Origin of the sequence: Kitasatospora sp. NPDC088160 (assembly GCF_044741445.1) — a bacterium.
Lineage (GTDB): Bacteria > Actinomycetota > Actinomycetes > Streptomycetales > Streptomycetaceae > Kitasatospora.
Map to the genome: position 1 here is coordinate 35097 of NZ_JBIUSS010000020.1, position 20643 is coordinate 55739.

Genomic DNA, 20643 nt, shown 5'->3' on the forward strand with positions numbered 1-20643 from the left:
CGCCGGGAGAGCACGAGTCGGGGGCCAGGGCGACGGCGGCCTCCCGCGGCAGATCTCCGTGCGCCGGGAGAGCACGCCGACGGCCAGGCGGGTTTCGGCGAGGTCGGCGGCAGATCTCCGTGCGCCGGGAGAGCACGCCGACGGCCAGGCGGGTTTCGGCGAGGTCGGCGGCAGATCTCCGTGCGCCGGGAGAGCACTCCGCCCCCGAGTAGCCGCAGCGCTCCTGCCACGGCAGATCTCCGTGCGCCGGGAGAGCACAAGGCCGAGAACGACCGGGACGAGGCCATGCGCGGCAGATCTCCGTGCGCCGGGAGAGCACGCGACCAACTGCTCGCGGAGGTAGCCGCTCGCCGGCAGATCTCCGTGCGCCGGGAGAGCACTACTTCGTGTAGCCGGGGATCAGCTCGCAGATCGGCAGATCTCCGTGCGCCGGGAGAGCACCAAACCAGGGAACCCCGGGGACGTTTTGGCCCCGGCAGATCTCCGTGCGCCGGGAGAGCACCGCCCCGGCCCGTCCCGACCTTCCCGGCTTTTCGGCAGATCTCCGTGCGCCGGGAGAGCACATCTCCAGGACGCCGACGCTGCGTTCGCCCTCCGGCAGATCTCCGTGCGCCGGGAGAGCACTCTTGATGACCTGCGGTTCTTCAGCCGCTTTGCTGTTTCTTTGTCATGGATCGGGGTCTTGCCGGGGTGTCCGGCTGACGAGTCCGAGGGTGGGGTGAAGGCTCAGGTTGTGGTGGTGGTTTCGGTAGGGCTGGGCGTTGCCGTTTCGTAGTGGCTGGGGCAAGAGCCGGAGGTGGCGTAGGGCAGCGATGTCCCTCCAGGCTGGTGGTGGCTCGGTTTCTGGGTCTGTCGCGTTGAGGAGGGCGGCGCGTACGGGGACGGTGAGGTTCATGAGCCGATGCACTGTGGCGGGGGCTGCGAGGGTGGCGTGGTCGGGCAGTGGTTGGGTGGCTCGGCGGTTGAGCCAGATGTGGCCCGGAGTGGTGTAGACGGGCAGGACGTGGAGGGTGTCGGCGCCGAGCCGGGTCTCGGGGTGGGGGTCTTCGCCGTCGGAGAGCTGGTGGAGGTCGGTGATGCGGGCGGGTCTGGGGACGGCGGCCTGCCGGCCCAGGGCGGCTTCTGTGGCCTGGCGGCCTTCATGGCTGATGCCGGCCGGGGTGGTGAAATCGGTTTCGTAGACAGGGTCGAGGAAGCCTGGGAGGTCTTCGGGGATCGCGAGGTGGCGCTCGCCCGGGGGGCCGAGGGCGGTGCGGGTGCGGTCGAGCAGGGATTCGTCGTAGACCTGGAGCCAGGCTGGTGGGAGGCGCCCGGGTGGGACGAGGACGGCGATGCGCGGGCCTGTGGCCCAGGGGGGCCGGTCGGTTCGGGGGTGGCGGAACTGGCGTCCGGCGCGCTGGATGATCAGCGCGAGGGGTGCGAGGTCGGTGATGACGAGGTCGGTGTCGATGTCCAAGCTCTGTTCCGCGAGCTGTGTGGCCACGACGACGAGTGGTCGGGTGGGCCGGGGGCGGCCTTTGCCGGTCCAGCGCTGGAGTTTGCGGGTGGCGGCGGTGCGGCGGTGGTGGGGGGTGGCGGACTGCAGCAGGAGCAGGCGCGGGGCGTGTGGGCCGGTACCCCAGGTGGCTTCGAGGAGGTCGTGGGTGGCCTGGGCGTCGGCGATGGTGTTGCAGACGATCAGGGCGCTGCCGCGGTGGGTGTCGTGGAGGGGCCGGAGTGCTTCCAGGAGGGCGTGGGCGCGGCCGTGGGGGTCGGCGGGGTCGTGGGTGTGGGTGGCGGGGGTGACGGTGATGGTGAGGGTGTGGGCTCGGGCGGAGGGGATGGTGGGGCTGGTGGTGATGGTGCCGGTGGCCAGGTCGGTGTAGGTCCAGCCGGGGTAGGGCGGGTGGAGGGCGGGGGTGTCGGTGTGTCCGGCGCCGCTGCGGTAGGCGTGGACGAGGTCGGCGGCGGTGTCGCCGGTGAGGGTGGCGGAGAGCAGGACGACGGGGACACCGAACGCGCCGAGCCAGTGGAGGGCTTCCTTGGTGAGCTGGTGTTCGTAGGGGCCGTAGGCGTGGGCTTCGTCGATGAGGACGGTCTTGCGGGTGATGCCGAGCCAGCGGACGGTGTTGTAGCGCGCGGCAAGGACGGCGGTGACGAGTTGGTCCCAGGTGGCGGCGCACGCGTAGCCGAGCAGCGGCCGGTAGCGGCCGCGCAGCCATTCCTCGACGACGATGGCGTCGCTGGCGACCGTTTTCCGCAGGGGGCCGAAGCGGGTGTCGAGCCAGGCGAGGTGGTGGACCAGGCCGGTGGGGGCGGGGCCGCGGGTGGTGGCGCGGGTGTGGGCGCAGAGGCGTTCCCACATCGGCTCGCAGCTGGCGCGGTTGGGCAGGAACAGGGCGGTGCCGATGCAGTGGGCGGCGGCGCCGAGCACGCATGCCGCGAACAGGCCGCATTCGGTCTTCGCGTCGCCGGTGGGCGCGGTGATCAGCAGCAGGCCGGGGCCGAGCCGGTCGACCAGGGCGGGGAGTTGCTTCTCGATGTGCTTCTGCAGGGGGTAGAGCCGGTGGCCGCGCAGGTGGGGGAACATCGCGCGCATCGTCGTCGGCGGGATGACGACGGGGGTGCGCAGTTGGGCTTGGTGTAGGGCGGCGGGGGCCAGGCGCAGGGCGCGCTGGAGGTGGGTGGTGGTGCTGGTTGTGGTGTCGGTGTCCCAGTCGTGCTGGCGGGCGGTGATCCAGGTGGTCTGGGAGGCGAGCCAGTCGGCGAGGGAGATGACGGCGGTGGTGAGGATGGCGGTGGTGGGCGGGGCGGTGCGGGTGGGCAGGACGGGGTGGCCGAGGAGGGTGTCGGCGGTTTCGAGGAGGCGCCTGCGTTCGTGGTCCCAGCCGTCGGTGCCGAGGGCGGGCAGGGCGGTGGTGGGGTGGGTGAGTTCGTCGTGGAGGTGGGTGAGCGGGGGTGGGTAGGTGCCGTGGTGGGTGGCGGCGATCTGGGCGAGCTGGTGGGCGACGAGGGTGCTGGGGCTGCCGTTCAGGGGCAGGCCGTAGAGGCGGTGCAGGAGTTCGGGCAGGGCGTAGAGGGTGGCGTGTTCGTGCCGGACGCGGGGGGCGCCGGCGGGTGCGGGGGCGTAGCCGGGGCGGCCGGTGAGGTGGTCGGCGGTGGGGACGGCGGTCTGCCAGCCGGGCTGGATCTTGCCGATGTCGTGGAGGACGGCGAGGAACATGATCAGGAGGCGGGTCTGGTCCTGGGTGAGGTGCCAGCCGCGGGCGATGAGGCGGCGCTGGTGGCGGGAGAGGTAGTGGCGCCACAGGGCGCTGGCCATCGCGGCGGTGTCCAGGCCGTGGAGGTCGGCGCCGTAGGGGGTGGTGAGGCCGCGGTGTTTGGCCCAGGGCCTGGCCGGCGGGTGCATGGCGGGTGGTCAGGGGGTGGGGGCGATGGACAGCAGGCCGAGGCCGAAGGCCTTGCCCTGGCCGATGCCGCTGAGGAGGGCGGCGCGCAGGGCGTCGGGGTCGGTGACGGTGGCGGTGCCTTCGAAGCGGACGGTGGGCAGGCGCAGGTCGGCGGCTCCTTTGCGGGTGGCGAAGACGGCGTCCTGGCGGGTGTCGAGGGTCGTGGTGGGGGTGAGACCGGCCCGGTCGGCCTGGCGGTGCCACCACGCGAGGGCCTCCTCTGCGGGCAGGGAGTGCCGCCGGCTGTAGTCGTGGCGGCGTGCTCCGGCCGGGGGCGGGCCCGGTGGTGGTCCTTCGTGGTGGGAGGGGTTGGCGTCGAGGCGGTAGCGTACGGCCCGGCCGGGGGCGATCCACTCGAACAGCGTGTCCAGGGAGCGGGTGTCGACGGCGCGGGCGTAGCCGGTGGGCAGGCGGGTGGGGTCGGGGGGCCGGGCGGTCTGGACGAGGAGTACGGGGGCTTCGGGGTGCTGTTCAAGGCGGTAGAGGAGGCGGTCGCGGCCGTCGGTGAGGGCTTGGAGGCGGTGGTGGAGGAGGGTGCGGTCGAAGAGGTCGAGGTAGGCGGTGCGGCTGCGGGTGCCGAGGGTCAGGCGGGTGAGGTACGGCCACGCGTGGCGGGTGGTGTCCGGGGCCGTCCTGGTGGCGGTGGTGGTCATGGCCGGGTCTCCCGGTAGCGGGTGAGGGCTTTCAGGTAGGCGGTGCCGGTGCCGGTGGGGGTGTCGGGCGGCAGGGTCTCGTGGTGGTGCCACAGGTCGTAGTCGGTGAAGGTGCCGCCGGGTGCGGGTTCGTTGCGCAGGGTCGCGTCCGGCGGTGTGCCGGGCCGGGGCGGGGTGTCGGAGATGAACTCGACGGGTCCGGTGGGGCGGCGGGCGCGGTGGAGCGGGAAACGGCGCAGTTCGGCGACGGGGTCGCTCGGGGTGGGCCAGGCGGTGAGGGGGATGTCGGGGACGCAGCTGCGCCGGCCGAGGTAGGGCGGGTAGTGGGGGTGGTCGATGGCGCCGGTGAGGGTGTGCAGGGTGCGGGCGGGGCCGGTGACGGCGATGGTGAAGGCGGCGTCGGTCATGTACCAGCGGGTGGTGGTCAGGGCGCCCTGGCCGGGCTGGGTGCGGTGGCGGCCGGTGGCGTCGGGCGGGGTGTGGCCGGGCGGGTAGCCTCCGCCGATGGTGTGGAAGTCGCTCTCGCGCTGGCCCGGGCGGTCGACGCGGATGGTGAAGTGCAGGCGGGCGAGGTCGCTGTTGTCCGCGTCCAGGGCCCGGCCCAGGCAGGCGGCGAGCAGACCGATGAGGGCTGAGCGGGTGGGGTGGGTGCCGGTGGGGTAGGTGCCGTGGCCCTGTGGTCCGCCCCAGGCCTGCAGAGGCCCGGACAGGTGGAGGATCAGGCCGCCGGTCATGCCAGGGCCTTGCCGATCTGGCTGATCGTCCAGTCGATGAGGTCGTCGACGGGGTGGATGCGCTCGCCCAGGGCGGGCAGCTTCGTGTCGGCGAGGGTGGCGTGGGCGTGGGCCGCGAGTCCTGCGGGGCCGAGGAAGTCGGCGACGGCGGCGGCGTGGGCGTTGAGGCGGTGGACCGATTCGGGCAGGTAGCCGTCCTCAGTCGCGGGGACCGGACTCTCGAAGGCGCCGACGAGGCTGACGGGCCGGTCGGTGCGCACGGCGACGTAGAGCAGGTGCGGGAGGGTGAAGGGCGCGGTGCTGGTGGCCTTGGCGGTGGGCGGCTCCAGGGCGGCCGCTCGCAGGTAGGCGCGGGTGATGTCCTGGGCGAGGTCGTCCCAGGCCTGGTCGAGGTTGGTGAGCAGGAGCGGGATGTTCAGGGAGGTGAAGGCGTAGTAGGTGCCGCTGGTGTAGCTCTGGTCGCCGAGGTGGGCGGCGCCGTGGGTGTGCTGGACGTCGTCGATGGCGTCGTAGAAGTCGAGTTCTGGCTCGCTCTGGTGGGTTGTCAGGGCGTGGGCCATGTAGGAGGCGCCGCGGACCTCGGAGCCGGGTTCGTTGGCGAGCATGCGGCCGAACGCGGCGATGCTCGCGTTGCGGGTGGCCAGGACGGCGCGGACGTCGGCGGCCGGGATCGCCTTCGTGGCGTGGACGGCGAGTGCGGTGAACGCCGTGACGGCGGTGGTGTCCTCATCCGTGTCCTCGTCCGTGTCGTCGGCGGGTTCGGTCCGTTGGCGGGTCTTCCGGGCGTCCTTGGCCTTCTCGTCCTTGTCGGCGGCGGTCTTGGCCTTGGCGATGGCCGCCTGGTGGCGGTCGGCCACGTCGGCGAGGGCCGTGATGGCGGTGTCGGGCAGGAACAGCAGGGCGTTGGTGGTTCCGGCGTCATTCAGGCCCAGTCCGGTGACCTGGGCGGCGGGGATCATCATCCGGCCGGCCGTCCGTGCGAGGTCGGCGTCCCAGCCTCGTTGGGTGAGGATGTCGGCGACCAGCTCGGGCACGTGGCGGGTGCGCAGGGCCGTGTCGCCGATGGCCCGTTCGACGGCGCCGCGCAGGGTGCGCTTGCCGCGCTGTGAGGAGGAGCGTGAGCGGGTGACGCCGCCGTACTGGGCCTGCTTGGGGCGGCCCCAGCGGTCCCGGTTGAGGTTGGAGAAGGGGTAGTTCTGCAGGACGTGGACGTCCAGGTGGACGGGTGTGGTCGGCATCGGGGTCACTTCCCGGATCGGGGGTCGTGGTCGTAGAAGGCGCGGGCCCACGCGGTGCAGACGTCGGCGCGGTGGCGCTGCCAGCGCGTCAGGTCCTTCAGCAGGACGGCCCATTCGACGCTCGCGCCCTGGGAGCGCAGTTGTCCCACGACCCGGGGCAGGGCCTGGTACAGGCCCGGCAGGGTGAGCTGGGTGAGGCTGTTCAGGTCGTCCTCGGCGCGCCTGGCGGTGACGGTGCCGCGGCTCACGGCGGCGCGGTAGGACCAGCCGAGGTTGCGCCACGGCATGGAGGGCCGGGGCCGGATCTCCGCGTGGGCCGTCGTGGTGGGGTTGGGGGCGTCGTGGGCCGCGTACAGCGCGGCGATCAGCAGGAACGGAAGCTCGCTGTCGCGGTCGGGCGGGCAGGGGATGGTGCCGTGGCACCGCAGGTGCCGGTACATCGGCCAGGGGTTGCGGAAGTCGTCGGGCAGGCCGTCGCGCAGGGCGTTGCGGCCGGCGGGGCTGGCGCAGGCCTTGCGTACGACGGCCAGGTAGGTGTCGTACCTGTTCGCCCGCGCGGGTGCCTGGGTGGTGGTCATGGTGCGGCTTCCTCGGGTGCGTGCTGCCGGGCCAGGACGGCGAGGGGGCGGCGGTGGCGGGCGACGGCGCCCAGGCCGGGCGGGCGTGCGGCGTAGGGACGGGTGTGGGTGTCGTAGAGGTCGAGGGCGGTGCGCGCGTAGTGCGGCAGCGGGCCGCCGTTGCGGGCGGCTGGCCAGAACGTCCGGTCGGCGTTGTCCCAGTACTGGCCGAGGGCGTCGTCGAGCCACGGGTTGTCCGCGCCGGGGGCTATCTGCTTCCATGCGCCGCGCAGGCACTGCCGAAGAGTGTCGGCGGCTTCCTCGGCGTCGGTGTGCAGCTGGCCGAGGCGGGCTTCACGCGCGGGGTCGTGTCCGGGCAGGAACGTGGCGATGCTGGCCGGGGTGGTCTCGGCCACCCACTGCACGTCGCCGCGTTCCTGCGGCTGCTGCTGGCAGCCCAGAGCGCGGACGCGGACCGGCCCGAGGGCGTCGATCGTCTCCCGGGGCAGCACCGCGAGCGTACCGAGCCAGGCCGGCATGGTGACGCCTTTGGGCGGTGCGGCGCCGGGCACGGCCGCGTGGACGAGCGCGTCGAAGTCGCGCAGCAGGTGACGGCGGGCGTCCGCGTGCCGGAACCTGGTGCCGTAGTGGAGCAGGAACGGGTCCCGTGCTCCCGGTACCGGGGTGCGGGTGGCCCAGGCGACCCAGCAGCCCACGGCCGCCGTCCGGCCGGGGTCGAGGTCCAGGAGCACGGCGTGGGCGGATCGGCCGATCAGCAGGGTCACCGGGCCGCCCGGCACGACCGGGCGCAGTGGGTCGGGCAGGTCCTCGCGTTCCCAGGACGCGCGGTCGTCGCCGGGCGGGTCGGGCCACAGGTGCGGGGGCGGGCAGCCGAGCGCGAGGCCGGCGAAGAGGGTGGCGCCCAGGGGGTGGTAGGAGATGGAGCCGCGCAGGCTCCCGGCCCGCATCTGCTTGCTGACGACGCCGTCGTGGGTGCGTTGCGCGCCCGTGCCGCTGGGGCCGAAGCCCTGCCAGGCGAGCAGCCACAGGAGTGTGTCTGGTGCGTCGACCGGTTCGTGTTCGGGGGTGTGGGGGTGCCAGGGCTGGTTGTGGCCCGACGGCCGGTCCATCGCCAGCTTGCCCGGCGCTGCGGCCTTGGTGCACTCCGTGCGCAGCCGGGGGTCCTGGAGGAAGACGGACAGGCGCAGGCGGTCGCGGTGCTCCCGGCAGTAGGCGTCGACGGCCCGGCCCGGGAGCCGCCCGCGGTGGATGAGCGCGGCCAGGCGCTCGTGCCAGGTCGCCGGGTCGGTGTCGAGGCCGCTGATCCGCAGGAACATGGCGGTCAGCAGACGGCGCAGCATGGTCTCGCAGGCGGGGTTCGCCACCACGACGTCCTCGATGAGGTGGCTGGCCTTGAGAGTTGTCGACAGCCCGGCGGTGACGGTGTCACCGGGCGCGGCCTGCGGGATGAGCCGGGCCAGTTCAGCCCGGTCGGCGGTGCGGCTGATCCTCAGCCGGATGTAGGGGCCGACGCGGAGGTCTTCGGGGTTCATGGCGCACAGCGCCCCCTTGAGATGTCCGATAGACCTGGATCAAGACGGTTTGGCCGGACATGGCTAGCCTAGTCCCGGCACACCAAACGGCCAAGACGTTTGAAGGGGCCGCGGGGGTGCTCCCCCGCCATGGCCGGTGGTGACGGGGACGGCACCGCCCAGGCCCCTGTTCGAGGCCAGCCGGGTAGTGTCACGGATATGGTCGACTTCTTGATCGTGATCACTACCGTCGACAGCGAGGCCGTTGGTGCCAAGCTGTCCCGGTCCGCTGTCGAGGCCGGTTTGGCTGCCTCAGGTCAGGTCACGGGGCCGGTCGCCACGACCTACCGGCACCTTGGAGAGGTGTGCGAGGGCACCGAATGGCAGGTGGCCTTCCGTACAACGGAGGACCGGGTGGCCGAGCTGGAGAACCACGTTACTGCGGCGCATCCGTACGACAGCCCGGAGGTGATCTCGCTGCCGATCCTCTCCGGGCCACTGCCCTACCTGGAGTGGATCACCCGGGCGACGCGGCCCACTGGCCGCTAGGAACTCGCGCGTTCCAGGAGTTCGGCGACCGGCGCGAGCTGGCGGTGCTGCTGGAGCCGATGGAGGAGGATGCGGGAGCGTCCGGCTGGGCGAGTCGAGGCGAGTCCCAGGGAGAGGTCGAGGACCCTGCCGGTGATGGCGGCGGAGTGTTCGACCTCTCCTGCGTCCAGGTATGCGGAGGCCAGCCAGGACAGGTAAAGCGCCTTGTCGCGGGCCCTGGTGTCGTCGTAGCGGGACAATGCAGACTCCAGCGCGGGGATCGCCCGTAGCGGCCGTTGAAGTTCCGCCCAGCATCGGCCGGTCATGATGGCGATCTCGTCCAGGTCGACCCAGTACACCCAGTCCGGCTCGGGTCGGTCGCTCTCCTGGCGAATGGCTTCCTCGGCGACGGCGAGCGCGCGGTCGGCGGCGCCTGCGTTCCCGCTGGTTGCGTGCTGCCAGGCTAAGCGGTCCCATAGCAGGGCCCGGACTGCTGGCGAGGCGTCGGGTCCGGCGGTCTCGCAGGCCGCGGTGGCGAGTTCGATACCGGAGCCGCCTCCGACCGCCCACTCCAGGTAGGCGAGGAAGGCATACGAGTTTCCCGTCAGCGCACGGTCTTGGGCGGCCTCCGCCGCGGCCATCGCGGTGAGGTAGTGCGAGCGGGCTTCGGGATAGCGGCCGGAGTCGAACGCGGCCCACCCGGCGAGCTGGGCTTGCTCGGCGATGACGGCCCTCAGGCCGAGGCCTGTCTTCTCGGTGTAGACGCCTTCGTTGGCCAGGAGGACCGTTTGATCCAGTTCCTGGCAGTAAGCCGTGTAGGTGTCGCCGCCGCCCACGAAGTCGTCCAGGCGCCGCAGCCGTGCGGTGCGCGCGCGCAGGAGCCGCGGTACGTCCGCGCCGAGCCTCCGCCCGGAATCGAGGTAGTTGATTGCGGGTATCAGCGAGATCCCGGCTCCCGCTGCCATGAACTCACGTCGCTTCACGTCTGGCTCCTTCGCCGACTGCTTTCGGTGCCGCCTGATCCGTCGGGCCGCGACGACCGCCCGACGCAGTTCCTCCACAGGTACGTCGAACTCGGCGGCGAGAAGCTTCTGCGACACCGGGTCGGGCAGGGCCTTCTCGGTCTCCCAGCGGGACACCATTCCCTGTTCTACCGGGTGGTCCCGGCGCTTCGACAGATCGCCGGCCAACTCTTCCTGTGTGCGGATGGTGGCCACCCGCAGCCTGCGTAGCAGTGGGCCGATCGTCTCCACGTCATCGCGCGTGGTCATCTTCGCCGTCCTCGGACGTGTGCTGAACGTGTCCGACCATACTCGCCATATTTCTGAGCCATGTCCCGAAAACAGCCATGCCTACTGGCCGATCCACCCGAACGAGGACGGCAGTTGACTGGTCATCCGCTCCTCTACCGGAGTCAGATTCCAGCCGCATGATTCCCGCTCTCGGCGGTGGAACCCCCGAAGGAATGGCATGAACGCATCTACTGGACTTCGTTCCTGCGGCCAGCAGCCGGAGGGGCCGGGTACCGGCTCCATCCCGGTCGCGGTCTACGCGCTGTCGGCCGGTCGGGTGCGACCGGGCTATCGGCTGACGGCGTGGCGGATGCCGTTCCGGGCTCGGGGGCGGAAGCCGGGCGAGGAGGTCTGGGACGTGCGGCGGCGTGCGGGACGCCCCGGTGGTTCAGGCCGCCAGGGCCTTTCGTGCTCGCTCGGACAGGGCGGCAGCACCGGGCACTCCGCGGGCCTGGTAGCGCCGCATGGTGGCTCGCATGGCTTTGATGGACTCGGTGTTGCGGGCCGAGGTGATGCCGTCCATCAGGTCCAGTGCAGTGCCCCAGGTGGCCATGGCCTCGTCCATCTGGCCCTGGCTGTCGAGTGTGCCGGCCAGTTCGTCCAGGGTCAGGGCGTGGATGCGCCGGAACTGTTCCGGGTCGCGGCCGGCAAGCGCGGCTCGGCGGTGTTTCTCCGCGTTCTTGTAGTCGCGGAGCTCGGAGAGCGTCTTGCCGGTGTGGGAACTGATGGTGGCGCCCGCCGGGCCGGCGGCCATCGCGTAGTCGGCCACCGGCTCGTCGGCGCGGGCCAGCGCGTCTTCGGCGGACAGCAGGGCGGCCGCGGCTTTGCCGCCCTGGCGCGTGGCGCCGTAGGCCCGCGCGCTGGTGATGAGCAGCAGGGCCTGGGTCTGGGCGTCCACGCGGCCGGCGGAGCGGCGCAGGGCTTCCTCGACGAGGTCGACGCAGTGCTCGGGCTGCTTGAGGTTGAGGGCCTGGTGGGCGAGTGCGCGGAGCATCCAGGCGCCGTGGCCGTGGAAGTCGGCCACGCAGGCGAGTTGGTAGCCGAGCAGGTAGTAGCGCTGGGCGGCGCCCTCCTGGTTGAGGTCGTGGTGCTTCCACGCGAGGAGGTAGGCCAGTTCGGCGACGGCGTTGAACGCGTCGAGGCGGACGGTTTCGTTCTCGTAGCGGCCGGAGAGCATCGGCGCGGCCGCGTCGGTGAGGTAGAAGGTGACAGCCGTCAGTCCGTGGCCGCCGCCGAGTTGTTCGTCGGCCGCGCGGAACACCTGCACCGTGTTCCGGACGGCGGCCACATCGGCTGCGCCGACCCGGGCGCCGGGCCGGCGGGCGCGGAGCGTGCGGTCGACCGCCTCGTGGTCGTATCCCAGCGGCAGCGCCAGAGCGGCGGAGACGTAGACGGCACGCTGGAGCAAGTCGCGGCGGCTGATGTCCATCAGGGCCCTCCCGAGGTCAGTGGTGGCGGCGACCGGGTCCGGCGACAGCGTCGGCAGATCCTGCGGCTGTACGTCGTCATACCCGATCTCGTCCAGTGTCACCAGCCGGCCCACGGCCTTGCTCAGAGCCTGGGCCAGGTATTCGGCGTTGCGGCCCTTCGGCCGTCGTTGCCCGCTGCACCACAGCGACACCGTCGCTTTACTTGTGCGGGCGGCGAGGTCGCCGTTGACGGCGGCCTGCTCGCGGTGCGCGCGGGCCACGACCTCGAGCTTCAGCCCGTGGCTGCTGACGAACTGCTGAAGAGCAGTGCTGGACGCCGACATGAGTCCCACCCCAGTCCCGGCTGTTAACCCTGTAAACCACTTTCCGTGGCGATCACTGTACCGAGAGATACCGCTTCGGTGTTGAACTGATCGGGCGCCCCGGCGAAGCCCAACGTACCGTCAACCCACGGGAACAGCAGTGCGTTTTGGGTGGACATCCGCCGAGCCTCCCACCCCCGGCGGCAGCCGAGGTGCCCGTCTTCGGGGTGACCTCGCCTCCACCCCGAAGACCCCCCACTCCCGAGTGAGCAAGGCTCCCCCCGCGGAGCCGAGATCACGCACCACCGCCCAGAGGAATGACGTGGACGCATCACTTATGTCCGGGCTTCGCACCGTGTCGAACCGCCCGGGCCCCGTTTCCGTCCCGGCTGCGCTCTACGCGCGCTCGGCAGGTCGGGACCGGCCGGACTATCCGCTGACGTCGTGCCGGATGACGGCCCAGGCCCGGGGGTGGAAGCCGGTCCAGGCGTTCTGGGACGCGGCGCCGCCGCCTGGCGGGACCGGGCTGGGCCTCGGTGAGAGCTGGGGCAGGCTCTTGAAGTTGGCGGAGATGGGCACGGTGTCCGTCATCGTCGTGTCCGACATCACCGCGGTCGTCCACGACCGCGCCGGGCTGCGGCAACTGGAGATGTGGGCTGACGACAACCGTGTCCTCGTCCACTGCGTGACGGCCGGCCGGTACGCCGGAGCCCACCACCAGATCGGGCCGCCGCCGCTGAGGAAGGGCGCGTGATGGCCACCCACACGGTGACGCCGGCCCAGGACGCGACCGCGCTGCCCACGCCGGTCCGTGCCGGGGTCCTGCTGCCGGACCTGAGGGCTCACCAGCACCCGGCGGGTCCCGACGACCAGTGGATCGTCGACTTCGGCGGGGCGTCCACCCAGACGGCCCCCAGGCCGGCCGAGGGGATCGATCGTGCGTGAGGTGACATGGTTCCCGAACGCGACGGGCAGCGCCGATCAGACGGTGCGCCAGGTGTGCGTCTACCTGCGGGAATGGGGAGTGCAGCTCGACCCGGCGACGCGCGAGCGGGTCGCCACGGTCGTGGCCAACCTGTTCTGCGCCGCCGCACGCAGCCCGCACACGCGCTTCTCGGTCGGGCTGCGGCTCGTCCTGAACCGCCGGGAACTCGCGGTCGAGGCCCTGGCCGGCGCGGTGGCGTTCCCCCGTCACCGATCGGCCGACCGCCCGCTCCCGGAGCCGTTGTCGGCCTGTACCACCTCCGGCGGGATCGAGGAGCGGGCCAACGGCTGCCGGTTCTGGGCGACCGTCGACCTGCGCAGGCAGCGCACGCACGCCGGGCCCGTGGGCCGGTGCCTGGCGCTACGACGCCGGGGCAAAACCCGCAGCGGTTTCGCCTGACCGGCTCGCCACGCTTCCGGTAGCCGCCGGCTGCCGGATACGGCGCCCGCCCCGTGTCCCGGGGCGGGCAGCGGCAGGACAGCGCGCCCGGCCTCCCCCGCCCGGTACGCCGCTGTTCGCCGCTTCCCGGTTCTCCCCGTCGCCGGTGGGGAGAACCGGGCCCCGAGCTCCCGTTTCCCACCTGGCGGCAACGGGAGTTCACGGCCGTGAACACGGTCGCGTGTCGCCGGCCGCACGGTCGGTGGCGACGGGGTGTCGAGGGCCGCAACGGCCCGTCCCGCACCCCGCCTTGTGACAGCCCGCTCTCGGGGAGCGGGCAGGCCGGGCAGCAGGAGGCACCCCCCTTCCGTCTGCTGCCCGGCCGAACCGGACGGTCGCGGCTGGGGACCGGTGCCCGCGTCCGTCCGCCCGGCCACGTGCCATCCGGCACGGGGGCCGGCCCGTCCGGGGCCGCCTATGGGGACAGGCGGCCCCGGACTCCACTTGCCTCAGCCGGATTCGATCCCAGTTCAAGGAACCCCCCCCCGTGAGTGTCGGACCGCACACCAGCAGACTCCTCAAGACCGCCGTCGGCCAGGCACGCCATCAGGCCATCACGGCCTCGTACTCGGCGCTGGTCCAGGCCTGCGACGCGAGCGGTGAACAGAGCGACGGAGCCGAACTGGTCGACGAGAGCCCGCGACCCGTCTGGTCGCTGCCCGGCTCCGGCGCGTACGCCGTGGTACACACGGACCCCGATGAGGCGCGGGCCCTGCTGTGGAGTGCCCACCTCCTCGAGGAGCACCAGGTGCCCGTCGTCGCCCCCGAGTACCGCCACCCTCTGAGGGGCGGCGGCCGCGACGTCACCGTCTGGCACCGTCCCGGGCCCCGGTACAGCGGCCGGTCCGTCGGCGCGTGGGCGAGCGCCGCGGTGCACCGGATCCAACCGGATGCCGGGCAGCTGAGGGACCACGATCCGTTCGACGGCCTGCTGGACGGCCTCGCGGACGCGCCCCTGCTCCGCGCCGACCGGGACGTCCTGCGGCTGCGCGCCGACCGGCTGCGCGAGCAGTGGACGAGCATCGACTGGCCGACACCGCCGACCGTGATCCTCGGCGACCTGGGGGCCGCGCGCTGCCACGGCGCCGGAACGACCCTCCCGCGGCTGCTGCTTCGCCGCCCGCTGCTGCGCGGGCACCTCGAGTGGGACCTCGCCGCCGCCCGCTGGCGCACGGACATACTCGCCGGCCACCTTCACGACCACGACGGATACGCCGAGGCCTACGCCACCCACACCGACAGGAACCTGCCGTACGGGTCGATCGACCGCTGGGAGCACTACCCGCTCGTGCGCGACCTCGTCTTACTCACGGACGTGATGCACACGGTGCGCCGCGCCCACCTCGACTCCCGCACCCGCCAACTGGCGGCACACCAGAGCGCCTGCCTGCGCGGCTTGGTCGCCCGCCCCTGGCCCTGGAAGGTGCGCTGATGCTGGCCCTCCCGTTCGCGACCGGGCCGGGAACTACCCCGGGCATCGCGTGGACCTGGCCGCGTCTGGGCCACGCCGTCCTCGGCGCCCGCCTGCGGCGCCCTGCGGTCGAGTTCGCGCTGCGGCGCAGCGTCGGCCCCGGGGGAAGCGTCCCGCTGCTGGAGCACGTGGTGGTCGGCGCGTTGCCGCGCTGGGGTCCTGACGTGGCCGGCGCGCCCACAGCGTCGTCCGATCCTCAGCTCCCGCCCGGTCATGGGGGCGGGGAGCGGAAGAGCAGCGCGGCGACGGGCCGCGTCACAGCTCACCGCCGCGGACGACCTGCCCGGTGTCCTTTGCCGGGGGCCGGGCGGGCGTTCGTCACCGTCGCCGATTCGGCGGCGGCCAGGGGCCCGCTGTCCCCGGCGGGGCAAGCGGGCCCCGCCAAGGACACTCCAGCACGTGGACAGGAGCTGATGTGAGCGCGGCGGCCGACGGCGGTGTGCCCAGGGGACTGCTGGAGGCGGCGATGCAACTGCTTCCGCAGACGGACAGCTGCGACGTGCTCCTGGCCTTCATCGGGGACCAGCTCCACGAGCACTGGGGCGGCCCCGTACTGGTCAACCCGAGCCTGTGGCTGGTGGAGGAGCACTGCGAGCGGGCGGCCCGCCACCGCCAGCGGGTCCTGAAGCGCACGGACGCCGTCGCCGACGCGCTGATCGAGTGCGCGCTGCAACTCGTCGACGCCGACCGGCCGGCAGACACCGACCACACGCTGGACACGGTGCGCCGGGTCGCCGCGCTGGTCGCCGCCCTGCCCCACTTCGACAACCCGTTGCTGGGCAACGGCGCCACCGTCGCGCCAGGCCCCGCCGATTCCCGGGCGCTGCCCGGCGCCGACACCAGCACGAGGACACCGCCATGCGCCCCATGACGCTGACACAGATCGCCGCACTGACCGGCGCGGCCCTGCACGGCCCCCGCACCGACCGCTCGACGGATCGCGTCGTCACCGCCGTGGTCCGGGACCCGGACGCCGTCACAGCTGGCAGCGTCTTCGCCCCGCTGGTGCCCGGTGCCACCTCGACGGACCTCGTCCGGGCCGTCCGACACGCCTTCGGTGCCCTCGCCGCCCGACGCGCGGTCGGTGTCATCGCCGCGCAGCCCGTGCCCGGGGTGCGGACCGTGGTCGTGGACGACGTCGAGGCGGCCCTGGAGACGCTCGCCGCACACGCCGCGCTCGCGTTCGGCCGGCGCGTCATGGTCGACGGCGGCCCGGACAGTCTGCCGGCCGCGCAGATCCTCGCGCAGTTGCTGCCCGATGCCGTGGCGGCGATCGAGATACCGCCCCGCCCGGGCCCGAACGCGGTGACCGGGGCCCTGCTGACGTGCGGCCCGGACGTGCGGCAGGTGGTGGCCGACCTCGGCGCCGCCGGGTCCGACGCCGCCGCCCGGGCGATACGGGTCCTGCGGCCGCAGGTCCTGACGGTCCTGCCGGCCTCGGCCGAGTGCCCCGACGGCGTACTGCGGGCGCCGCAGGCGGTCTTCGACCTCGCGCCGGCGTGCGCCGTCCTGCCCGCCGGGTATGAGCTGCACCCCGCGCTCGAGGCCTGGACTCCCCAGCGCGTCGTCACCTACTCCGCTGACGAGGACGTGCCCGCCGCGGTGCGGGCCGAGGACCTGATGGTTCTTCCGGACGGGCGCGCCCGGTTCACGCTCGTCCACGGGGCGGTCAGCCGTGTGGTGGAGCTGGCCCTGCACAGCCCCGAGCACGTGGAACCCGCGCTCGCGGCCGCCGCGACCGCGCTCGCCGCGGGCCAGCGCATCGAGGACGTCGTCTCCCGCCTGGGCCGGGCCCGTCTGCCCAGCGGCTGCCTGACCACCCGGGAATACGGCGACGCGCGGCTGCTGTTCGCTGACGGCTGCGGCACGGGGGCGGCCGCGACCGAGGCCGCCCTGCGCGTGCTGCACCGCCGGGGTCTGGCCCAGCACCGTCCGGCCGCCGCCCTGCTGGGTGAACTGCGCGGCACCCGGCCAGGCGGCGCGATCCAGCAGATCCGGCGCACGGCCACCGACCTCGGCGTGGAAGTCGCCGTGATCGGCAGCGAGCTGGCGGGCGGCATGAGCCCGCAGTCCCGGGGTTTCCCGACGGCGTCGCAGGGTCTGGCCTGGGTCCGCGCCCGCTACCGGAACCCGGAAGTCGCCGCCGCGCAGGTGCTCGCCGAGGCCTGCCGCCGGAGCGGCCGGGACGCGGCCCGTGCCCGCCGGCTCCCGGGCGAGGACCCCTCCTGGCGTCTGGACGGCGCGGTCGTAGCCCGCGTCCACCTGGACAGGCCCGTCGAGGCGGCCGCTCGTGCCTTGCGCGGCGCGCAGTGGCTCGCCCGACGCGGCATCCCCGTCGTCGCCCCCGCGCACTTCACGCCGATCGCGACCGGCACGGACTCCTGCGCCACTTTGTGGCAGGACACCGGCCACTGGACGGCGCCTCTCATCGCCGCGGGCACCCTGCTCGCCGCCGTCCACAGCATCCCCGCGAACGGGCTCCACCCCAGCTCCCCGCTGCTGCATCTCGAGTACCTCCTCGCCAGGGTCCCCCGCGTGGACCCGGACCGGCGCGCTCTTGTGGCCGAGCACCTGGGCGACCTGTCCGAGCGCTACGCCCGTCTGACCTGGCCGACACCGCGTACCACGATCCTCGGTGACTCCAAGGCGCCGAACCTGCGCCGTGACCGGGCCGGGCACGTGCGCCTGGCCGCCGCGGGGTGGCCCCTGGACGGGCACCGGCAGTGGGACCTCGCGGTGATCCGGCGCGAAGTCGACCACGGGCGCCTTCACCCCGCCGACCACCAGGTGTTCCTGCAGAACTACGAGCGCTCCAGCGCACTCACCGGCCTCGCCGACTGGCCGGGATACGGCCTGTTGATCGACCTGATCGACCTCACGGAAGCACTGGGCCCGCTCGTCCGCAGGGGGCCCGGCCCGGCACGGGCCGGGGCCGAAACCCTCCTCACCGATCTGGTGGACCGTCAGCGCGCGGCCATGGCCGCCGGACCCTGTGCCTCCGCCCCGGGAGGTCCCCGGTGACCAGCCGCCGCCCCGCCCCCGACGGGCCGCCCGCCCGTACCGCCCTGCCCCGCCGCGTCCCCGGCCGCCACCTGACCGGCCCCGCCCCGCTGTCCAGCCCCGCCACGGCGCTGTTCACCCCACGCGTCGCGCCGGCACCCGACCCACTGGCCCGGCTCACCGGCTCCCAGAACGCAGCCGCCCGGATCGCCTCCCACCTACGCCGCGGCAACGGATCGGCGTGATCGACATGTTCCTCGACGACGCCGCCACCGCACCGCGGGTAGTCCCGCTGCGGGCCCCCGCCGCCGCCCGCGCCCCGTTCACCACGATCACCGGCCCGCTACCGGGCCAGGCCCTCGACGGGCTCGTGACCGCGTGCGCCGCAGTACCCGCCGCGATCACCCTCACCCCGGCCCGGCTGGCCGCCGACCCGACACCCCACAGCGACCCGCTGCCGACCCCCGTGCTGGAGACCACCGTGGACGACGCCCTCACCCACGCCCACGACGCCCTCGCCGCCACCGACCCGCGCACCGCCCGCCTCTACAGGGTCCTCGGCACGCTCCCCCTGCCCGGCCCCCGCATCGACGCCCCGATGGCCGCCGCAGCAGCCGGCCTCGACCCGGTCACCGCCGGACACGCCTTCGACACTCTCGTCGAACGACGCCTCGTCACCCCCCTCGATTCCGACTCCCGCGCGGTCGAGCGGCGCTACGCCTTCCAGAGCGCCGACGGCCGCCGCCACGCAGCCCGCCTCGCGCACCTCGTCGACGGGCCCGACAGCGCACGCACCTGCCAACTACGGGCCCTGGACTGGCTCGTCGCCGAGGCCCATGTGGCGTCCCGGATCCTCGCCCCGCACCGTCCCCTGATCACCCCGGAGCTGCAGTACCTGCCCGCGCACCGCGCGGGCATCGGCACCCGGGTCGCGGCCCACGCCTGGTTCGCCGGCCGCGACCTCGACCTGCTCGGCGCGCTGCACACCGCCCGCGACGCCGGACTCGACTACCACAGCGCGTTCCTCGGCTACGCCGCCTGGCCCTGGCTGTTGCTGCAACGCGACTACCCGCAGTGGATCGCGGTCTGCGACATCTCCGTCGAGGCCGCCCACCGCCTGGCCGTGACGGCGCCCCGCCGGGGCTCGGGCCGAATGCTGCTGCGCGAGCTCCTGGGCGCCCGCGCCACCGCGCTGCGGGCCGTCGGCCGCACCCGCGAGGCGATCCGCGACTGCGAGCACGCCCTGGAACAGGCCACCGAAGACCGCGACGCCGTCGACGAGGCACGCGCGCTGCACGACCTGGGCGCCGCCCACCACCAGGACGGACAGCCCCGGCGTGCCTACGGATACCTCGACCAGGCCTACCGCGCGCGCATGCTGCTCGGCAGAACGCGGGACGCGGGCGTGACCCTCGTCCAGGTCGCCGAGGTCCTCGCCGACCTCGGCGACCACCCCGCTGCCCTCACCTGCCTGTACGAGGCCCGCCGGATCCTCCTCACCGAGGGCGACCCTCTCAACGCCGCCCGGGCCCTGGCCTGGACGGGCCGTCTGCGCGCCCTCACCGGCGACACCGCCGCCGGCGCGGACCTGGACGCCGCCCTGACCGAGTTCGAGGCCCACCACTCCCTACCCTGGCAGGCCCGCGTCCTGAACTGGAAAGGCCTGCTCGCCGAGGACCAGGGCCACACCGACGACGCCATCGCCCTGCACCACCGCGCGCTGGCCCTGTACACGGGCAGCGCCCACGACACCCACCGCGTACGCGGCGACCTGGCACGTCTGGGAGTCGACGCATGACCGGCAAGGTCCCGTATCACCGGGCCACCGCGCCGCCCCGCGGCCCCACCGGGCCGGTGGGCGCCCGCCGCGGCCCGGCACCGCATCGCGTCCCGGCCACGGCGTCGTCACCCCGCACGCCGTACCAACTGCCGCTGTCACCGGGCCCCTACCGGGTGCCCGGGGGCGCCCGGTGCTTGCCGGTACTGGTCGCCGGGAACCGCTGTCCCGCCTGCGGACACCGCATCACGGCCGACCCGGCGTTCGTCGACCTGCTCTCCCTCACCGCCCACGGCTGGAGCATCCACCAGATCGCCGACCGGTGGAGCACCGTTCCCCGGCAGGTCGACGCCGACCTCAACCGGATGATCCGCGACCTCGGTGCGACCGGACCCGCGCACGCGGTCGACATCGCCATCCGCTCCGGGCTGCTGCCGCGCCGTGTTCAGCCGCTCGTGCTGCGCCGCCGCCTCACCGAGGGCACGCTGCACGCCCTGCGGGCCACGGCCGCTGGTCTGGGCCCCGCCGAGATCGGCCGGCGGGCGGGACGCACCACCCGAGCGGTCGGCATGTCGATCAGCCGCTTCCTCGACAGGTACCAGCTCAGATCCCGTGCTCAGGCGGTACGCCTGCTCCACGACGCCCACCTCCTCGACCACACCCACCCCTGCCCGTGCCAGAACACCCCCGGGACACCGACACCGACATGACCACCACACACACCCCGGACGCGCCGGTCCACGGCCTTCCCTGCCCGGGCTGCGGCACCACCGTGACCGTCACCACGATCCAGCGCGACGTCCTCCACGAACTGGCCTGGGGCGCATCCACCCACCAGATCACCGAATACCTCGACGCCCGCGGGATCCACAGTGCCCTCCCCCCGACGATCAAGAGCCGGGGAGCGGCGGAGGTCGACGCGATCCAACGCACGCTCAACGCCTCGGGCTGCAACGACGCCGTGGACATCGCCTGCCGTCTGCGGATCCTCGTCCCGCCCAAGGGCCTGCGGCTGCCTCCCAAGGGCATCCCCGAGGGCCTCCTGCGCACCGCCGCGCTCATCGCCCGCGGCATGGACCACGCCGCCGTCGCACACCAGCTCGGCCTGAAAGAGAAGTCCGTCTCCGGCCACATGGCCAGGCTCCGCACCCTGCTCGGCGCCGCGAACACCCCGCACGCGATCTACTCGCTGCACGCCCTGGACCAGCTACCGGCACACCACCCCTGCCCGTGCCGTTACCCGTTCGCCGCCCACCGCTCGCAGGACAAGCGGTGACC

Annotated in this window: 20 protein-coding genes and 1 CRISPR repeat array (1 of these 21 cut by a window edge); of the genes, 11 read left to right on the forward strand and 9 right to left on the reverse strand. The window is 73.4% G+C overall.

The window, feature by feature from the left end; all coding sequences use genetic code 11:
• Positions 1 to 624: a CRISPR direct-repeat array (repeat unit 29 nt; unit sequence CGGCAGATCTCCGTGCGCCGGGAGAGCAC); it begins 15 nt to the left of the window's first position.
• Positions 625 to 667: 43 nt separating this feature from the next.
• From cas3 to ACIOGZ_RS28485, 6 genes are read right to left on the reverse strand one after another with little or no spacing between them, the layout of a single operon-like run.
• A complete protein-coding gene (gene cas3, locus ACIOGZ_RS28460; protein WP_400987938.1) occupies positions 668 to 3388 on the reverse strand; it encodes a CRISPR-associated helicase Cas3' in 2721 nt (906 codons plus the stop codon).
• Between the two features lie 9 nt (positions 3389 to 3397).
• Entirely contained in the window at positions 3398 to 4081 is a 684-nt protein-coding gene (gene cas6e / locus ACIOGZ_RS28465; RefSeq protein ID WP_400987939.1) for a type I-E CRISPR-associated protein Cas6/Cse3/CasE, read from the reverse strand.
• The gene (gene cas5e, locus ACIOGZ_RS28470) at positions 4078 to 4815 is read right to left on the reverse strand and encodes a type I-E CRISPR-associated protein Cas5/CasD (protein ID WP_400987941.1); all 738 of its coding nucleotides are present in this window, start codon (positions 4813 to 4815) and stop codon (positions 4078 to 4080) included. The genes cas6e and cas5e overlap by 4 nt, the downstream gene beginning before the upstream one ends.
• Positions 4812 to 6053 (reverse strand): type I-E CRISPR-associated protein Cas7/Cse4/CasC, encoded by a 1242-nt coding sequence (cas7e, locus tag ACIOGZ_RS28475; RefSeq protein WP_400987943.1) that lies wholly within the window; start codon positions 6051 to 6053, stop codon positions 4812 to 4814. Before cas7e ends, cas5e begins: the two co-directional genes overlap by 4 nt.
• A 5-nt stretch (positions 6054 to 6058) precedes the next feature.
• The gene (gene casB / locus ACIOGZ_RS28480; RefSeq protein ID WP_400987945.1) at positions 6059 to 6631 is read right to left on the reverse strand and encodes a type I-E CRISPR-associated protein Cse2/CasB; all 573 of its coding nucleotides are present in this window, start codon (positions 6629 to 6631) and stop codon (positions 6059 to 6061) included.
• Positions 6628 to 8163 carry a type I-E CRISPR-associated protein Cse1/CasA gene (locus ACIOGZ_RS28485; protein WP_400987947.1) on the reverse strand — a complete coding sequence of 512 codons (1536 nt, stop codon included), beginning with the start codon at positions 8161 to 8163 and terminating at the stop codon, positions 6628 to 6630. The genes casB and ACIOGZ_RS28485 overlap by 4 nt, the downstream gene beginning before the upstream one ends.
• Positions 8164 to 8361: 198 nt before the next feature.
• Between ACIOGZ_RS28485 and cutA the strand changes: the two genes are divergently transcribed.
• The gene (gene cutA / locus ACIOGZ_RS28490; RefSeq protein WP_400987949.1) at positions 8362 to 8691 is read left to right on the forward strand and encodes a divalent-cation tolerance protein CutA; all 330 of its coding nucleotides are present in this window, start codon (positions 8362 to 8364) and stop codon (positions 8689 to 8691) included.
• Here the strand turns inward: cutA and ACIOGZ_RS28495 are convergent.
• The 3 genes from ACIOGZ_RS28495 to ACIOGZ_RS28505 form a co-directional block, all read right to left on the reverse strand.
• Positions 8688 to 9941, reverse strand: coding sequence for a helix-turn-helix domain-containing protein (locus ACIOGZ_RS28495; RefSeq protein WP_400987951.1), 1254 nt, complete (start codon positions 9939 to 9941; stop codon positions 8688 to 8690). The genes cutA and ACIOGZ_RS28495 overlap by 4 nt on opposite strands.
• Positions 9942 to 10350: 409 nt before the next feature.
• Complete coding sequence (locus tag ACIOGZ_RS28500; protein WP_400987953.1) at positions 10351 to 11715, reverse strand: tetratricopeptide repeat protein; 1365 nt, start codon at positions 11713 to 11715, stop codon at positions 10351 to 10353.
• 408 nt (positions 11716 to 12123) lie between these two features.
• Positions 12124 to 12273 (reverse strand): hypothetical protein, encoded by a 150-nt coding sequence (locus ACIOGZ_RS28505; protein WP_400987955.1) that lies wholly within the window; start codon positions 12271 to 12273, stop codon positions 12124 to 12126.
• Between ACIOGZ_RS28505 and ACIOGZ_RS28510 the strand changes: the two genes are divergently transcribed.
• From ACIOGZ_RS28510 to ACIOGZ_RS28555, 10 genes are all read left to right on the forward strand, one after another.
• Positions 12266 to 12448, forward strand: coding sequence for a hypothetical protein (locus ACIOGZ_RS28510; RefSeq protein ID WP_400987957.1), 183 nt, complete (start codon positions 12266 to 12268; stop codon positions 12446 to 12448). The two genes, ACIOGZ_RS28505 and ACIOGZ_RS28510, sit on opposite strands and share 8 nt — an antisense overlap.
• Entirely contained in the window at positions 12448 to 12639 is a 192-nt protein-coding gene (locus ACIOGZ_RS28515) for a hypothetical protein (RefSeq protein ID WP_363632890.1), read from the forward strand. The genes ACIOGZ_RS28510 and ACIOGZ_RS28515 overlap by 1 nt, the downstream gene beginning before the upstream one ends.
• A complete protein-coding gene (locus ACIOGZ_RS28520) occupies positions 12632 to 13078 on the forward strand; it encodes a hypothetical protein (protein ID WP_400987959.1) in 447 nt (148 codons plus the stop codon). The genes ACIOGZ_RS28515 and ACIOGZ_RS28520 overlap by 8 nt, the downstream gene beginning before the upstream one ends.
• A 526-nt stretch (positions 13079 to 13604) precedes the next feature.
• The gene (locus ACIOGZ_RS28525) at positions 13605 to 14549 is read left to right on the forward strand and encodes a hypothetical protein (RefSeq protein WP_400987961.1); all 945 of its coding nucleotides are present in this window, start codon (positions 13605 to 13607) and stop codon (positions 14547 to 14549) included.
• A gap of 454 nt (positions 14550 to 15003) precedes the next feature.
• Positions 15004 to 15459, forward strand: a complete 456-nt coding sequence (locus ACIOGZ_RS28530; protein ID WP_363632885.1) for a hypothetical protein — start codon at positions 15004 to 15006, stop codon at positions 15457 to 15459.
• Positions 15456 to 17609: a hypothetical protein gene (locus tag ACIOGZ_RS28535; RefSeq protein ID WP_400987963.1), complete on the forward strand. Its 2154-nt coding sequence runs from the start codon at positions 15456 to 15458 to the stop codon at positions 17607 to 17609. The genes ACIOGZ_RS28530 and ACIOGZ_RS28535 overlap by 4 nt, the downstream gene beginning before the upstream one ends.
• Positions 17606 to 17833 (forward strand): hypothetical protein, encoded by a 228-nt coding sequence (locus ACIOGZ_RS28540; protein ID WP_400987965.1) that lies wholly within the window; start codon positions 17606 to 17608, stop codon positions 17831 to 17833. Before ACIOGZ_RS28535 ends, ACIOGZ_RS28540 begins: the two co-directional genes overlap by 4 nt.
• 5 nt (positions 17834 to 17838) lie before the next feature.
• A complete protein-coding gene (locus tag ACIOGZ_RS28545) occupies positions 17839 to 19386 on the forward strand; it encodes a tetratricopeptide repeat protein (RefSeq protein WP_400988170.1) in 1548 nt (515 codons plus the stop codon).
• Positions 19383 to 20075: a hypothetical protein gene (locus ACIOGZ_RS28550; protein WP_400987967.1), complete on the forward strand. Its 693-nt coding sequence runs from the start codon at positions 19383 to 19385 to the stop codon at positions 20073 to 20075. The genes ACIOGZ_RS28545 and ACIOGZ_RS28550 overlap by 4 nt, the downstream gene beginning before the upstream one ends.
• Entirely contained in the window at positions 20072 to 20641 is a 570-nt protein-coding gene (locus ACIOGZ_RS28555) for a hypothetical protein (protein WP_400987969.1), read from the forward strand. Before ACIOGZ_RS28550 ends, ACIOGZ_RS28555 begins: the two co-directional genes overlap by 4 nt.
• Positions 20642 to 20643: the final 2 nt, after the last annotated feature.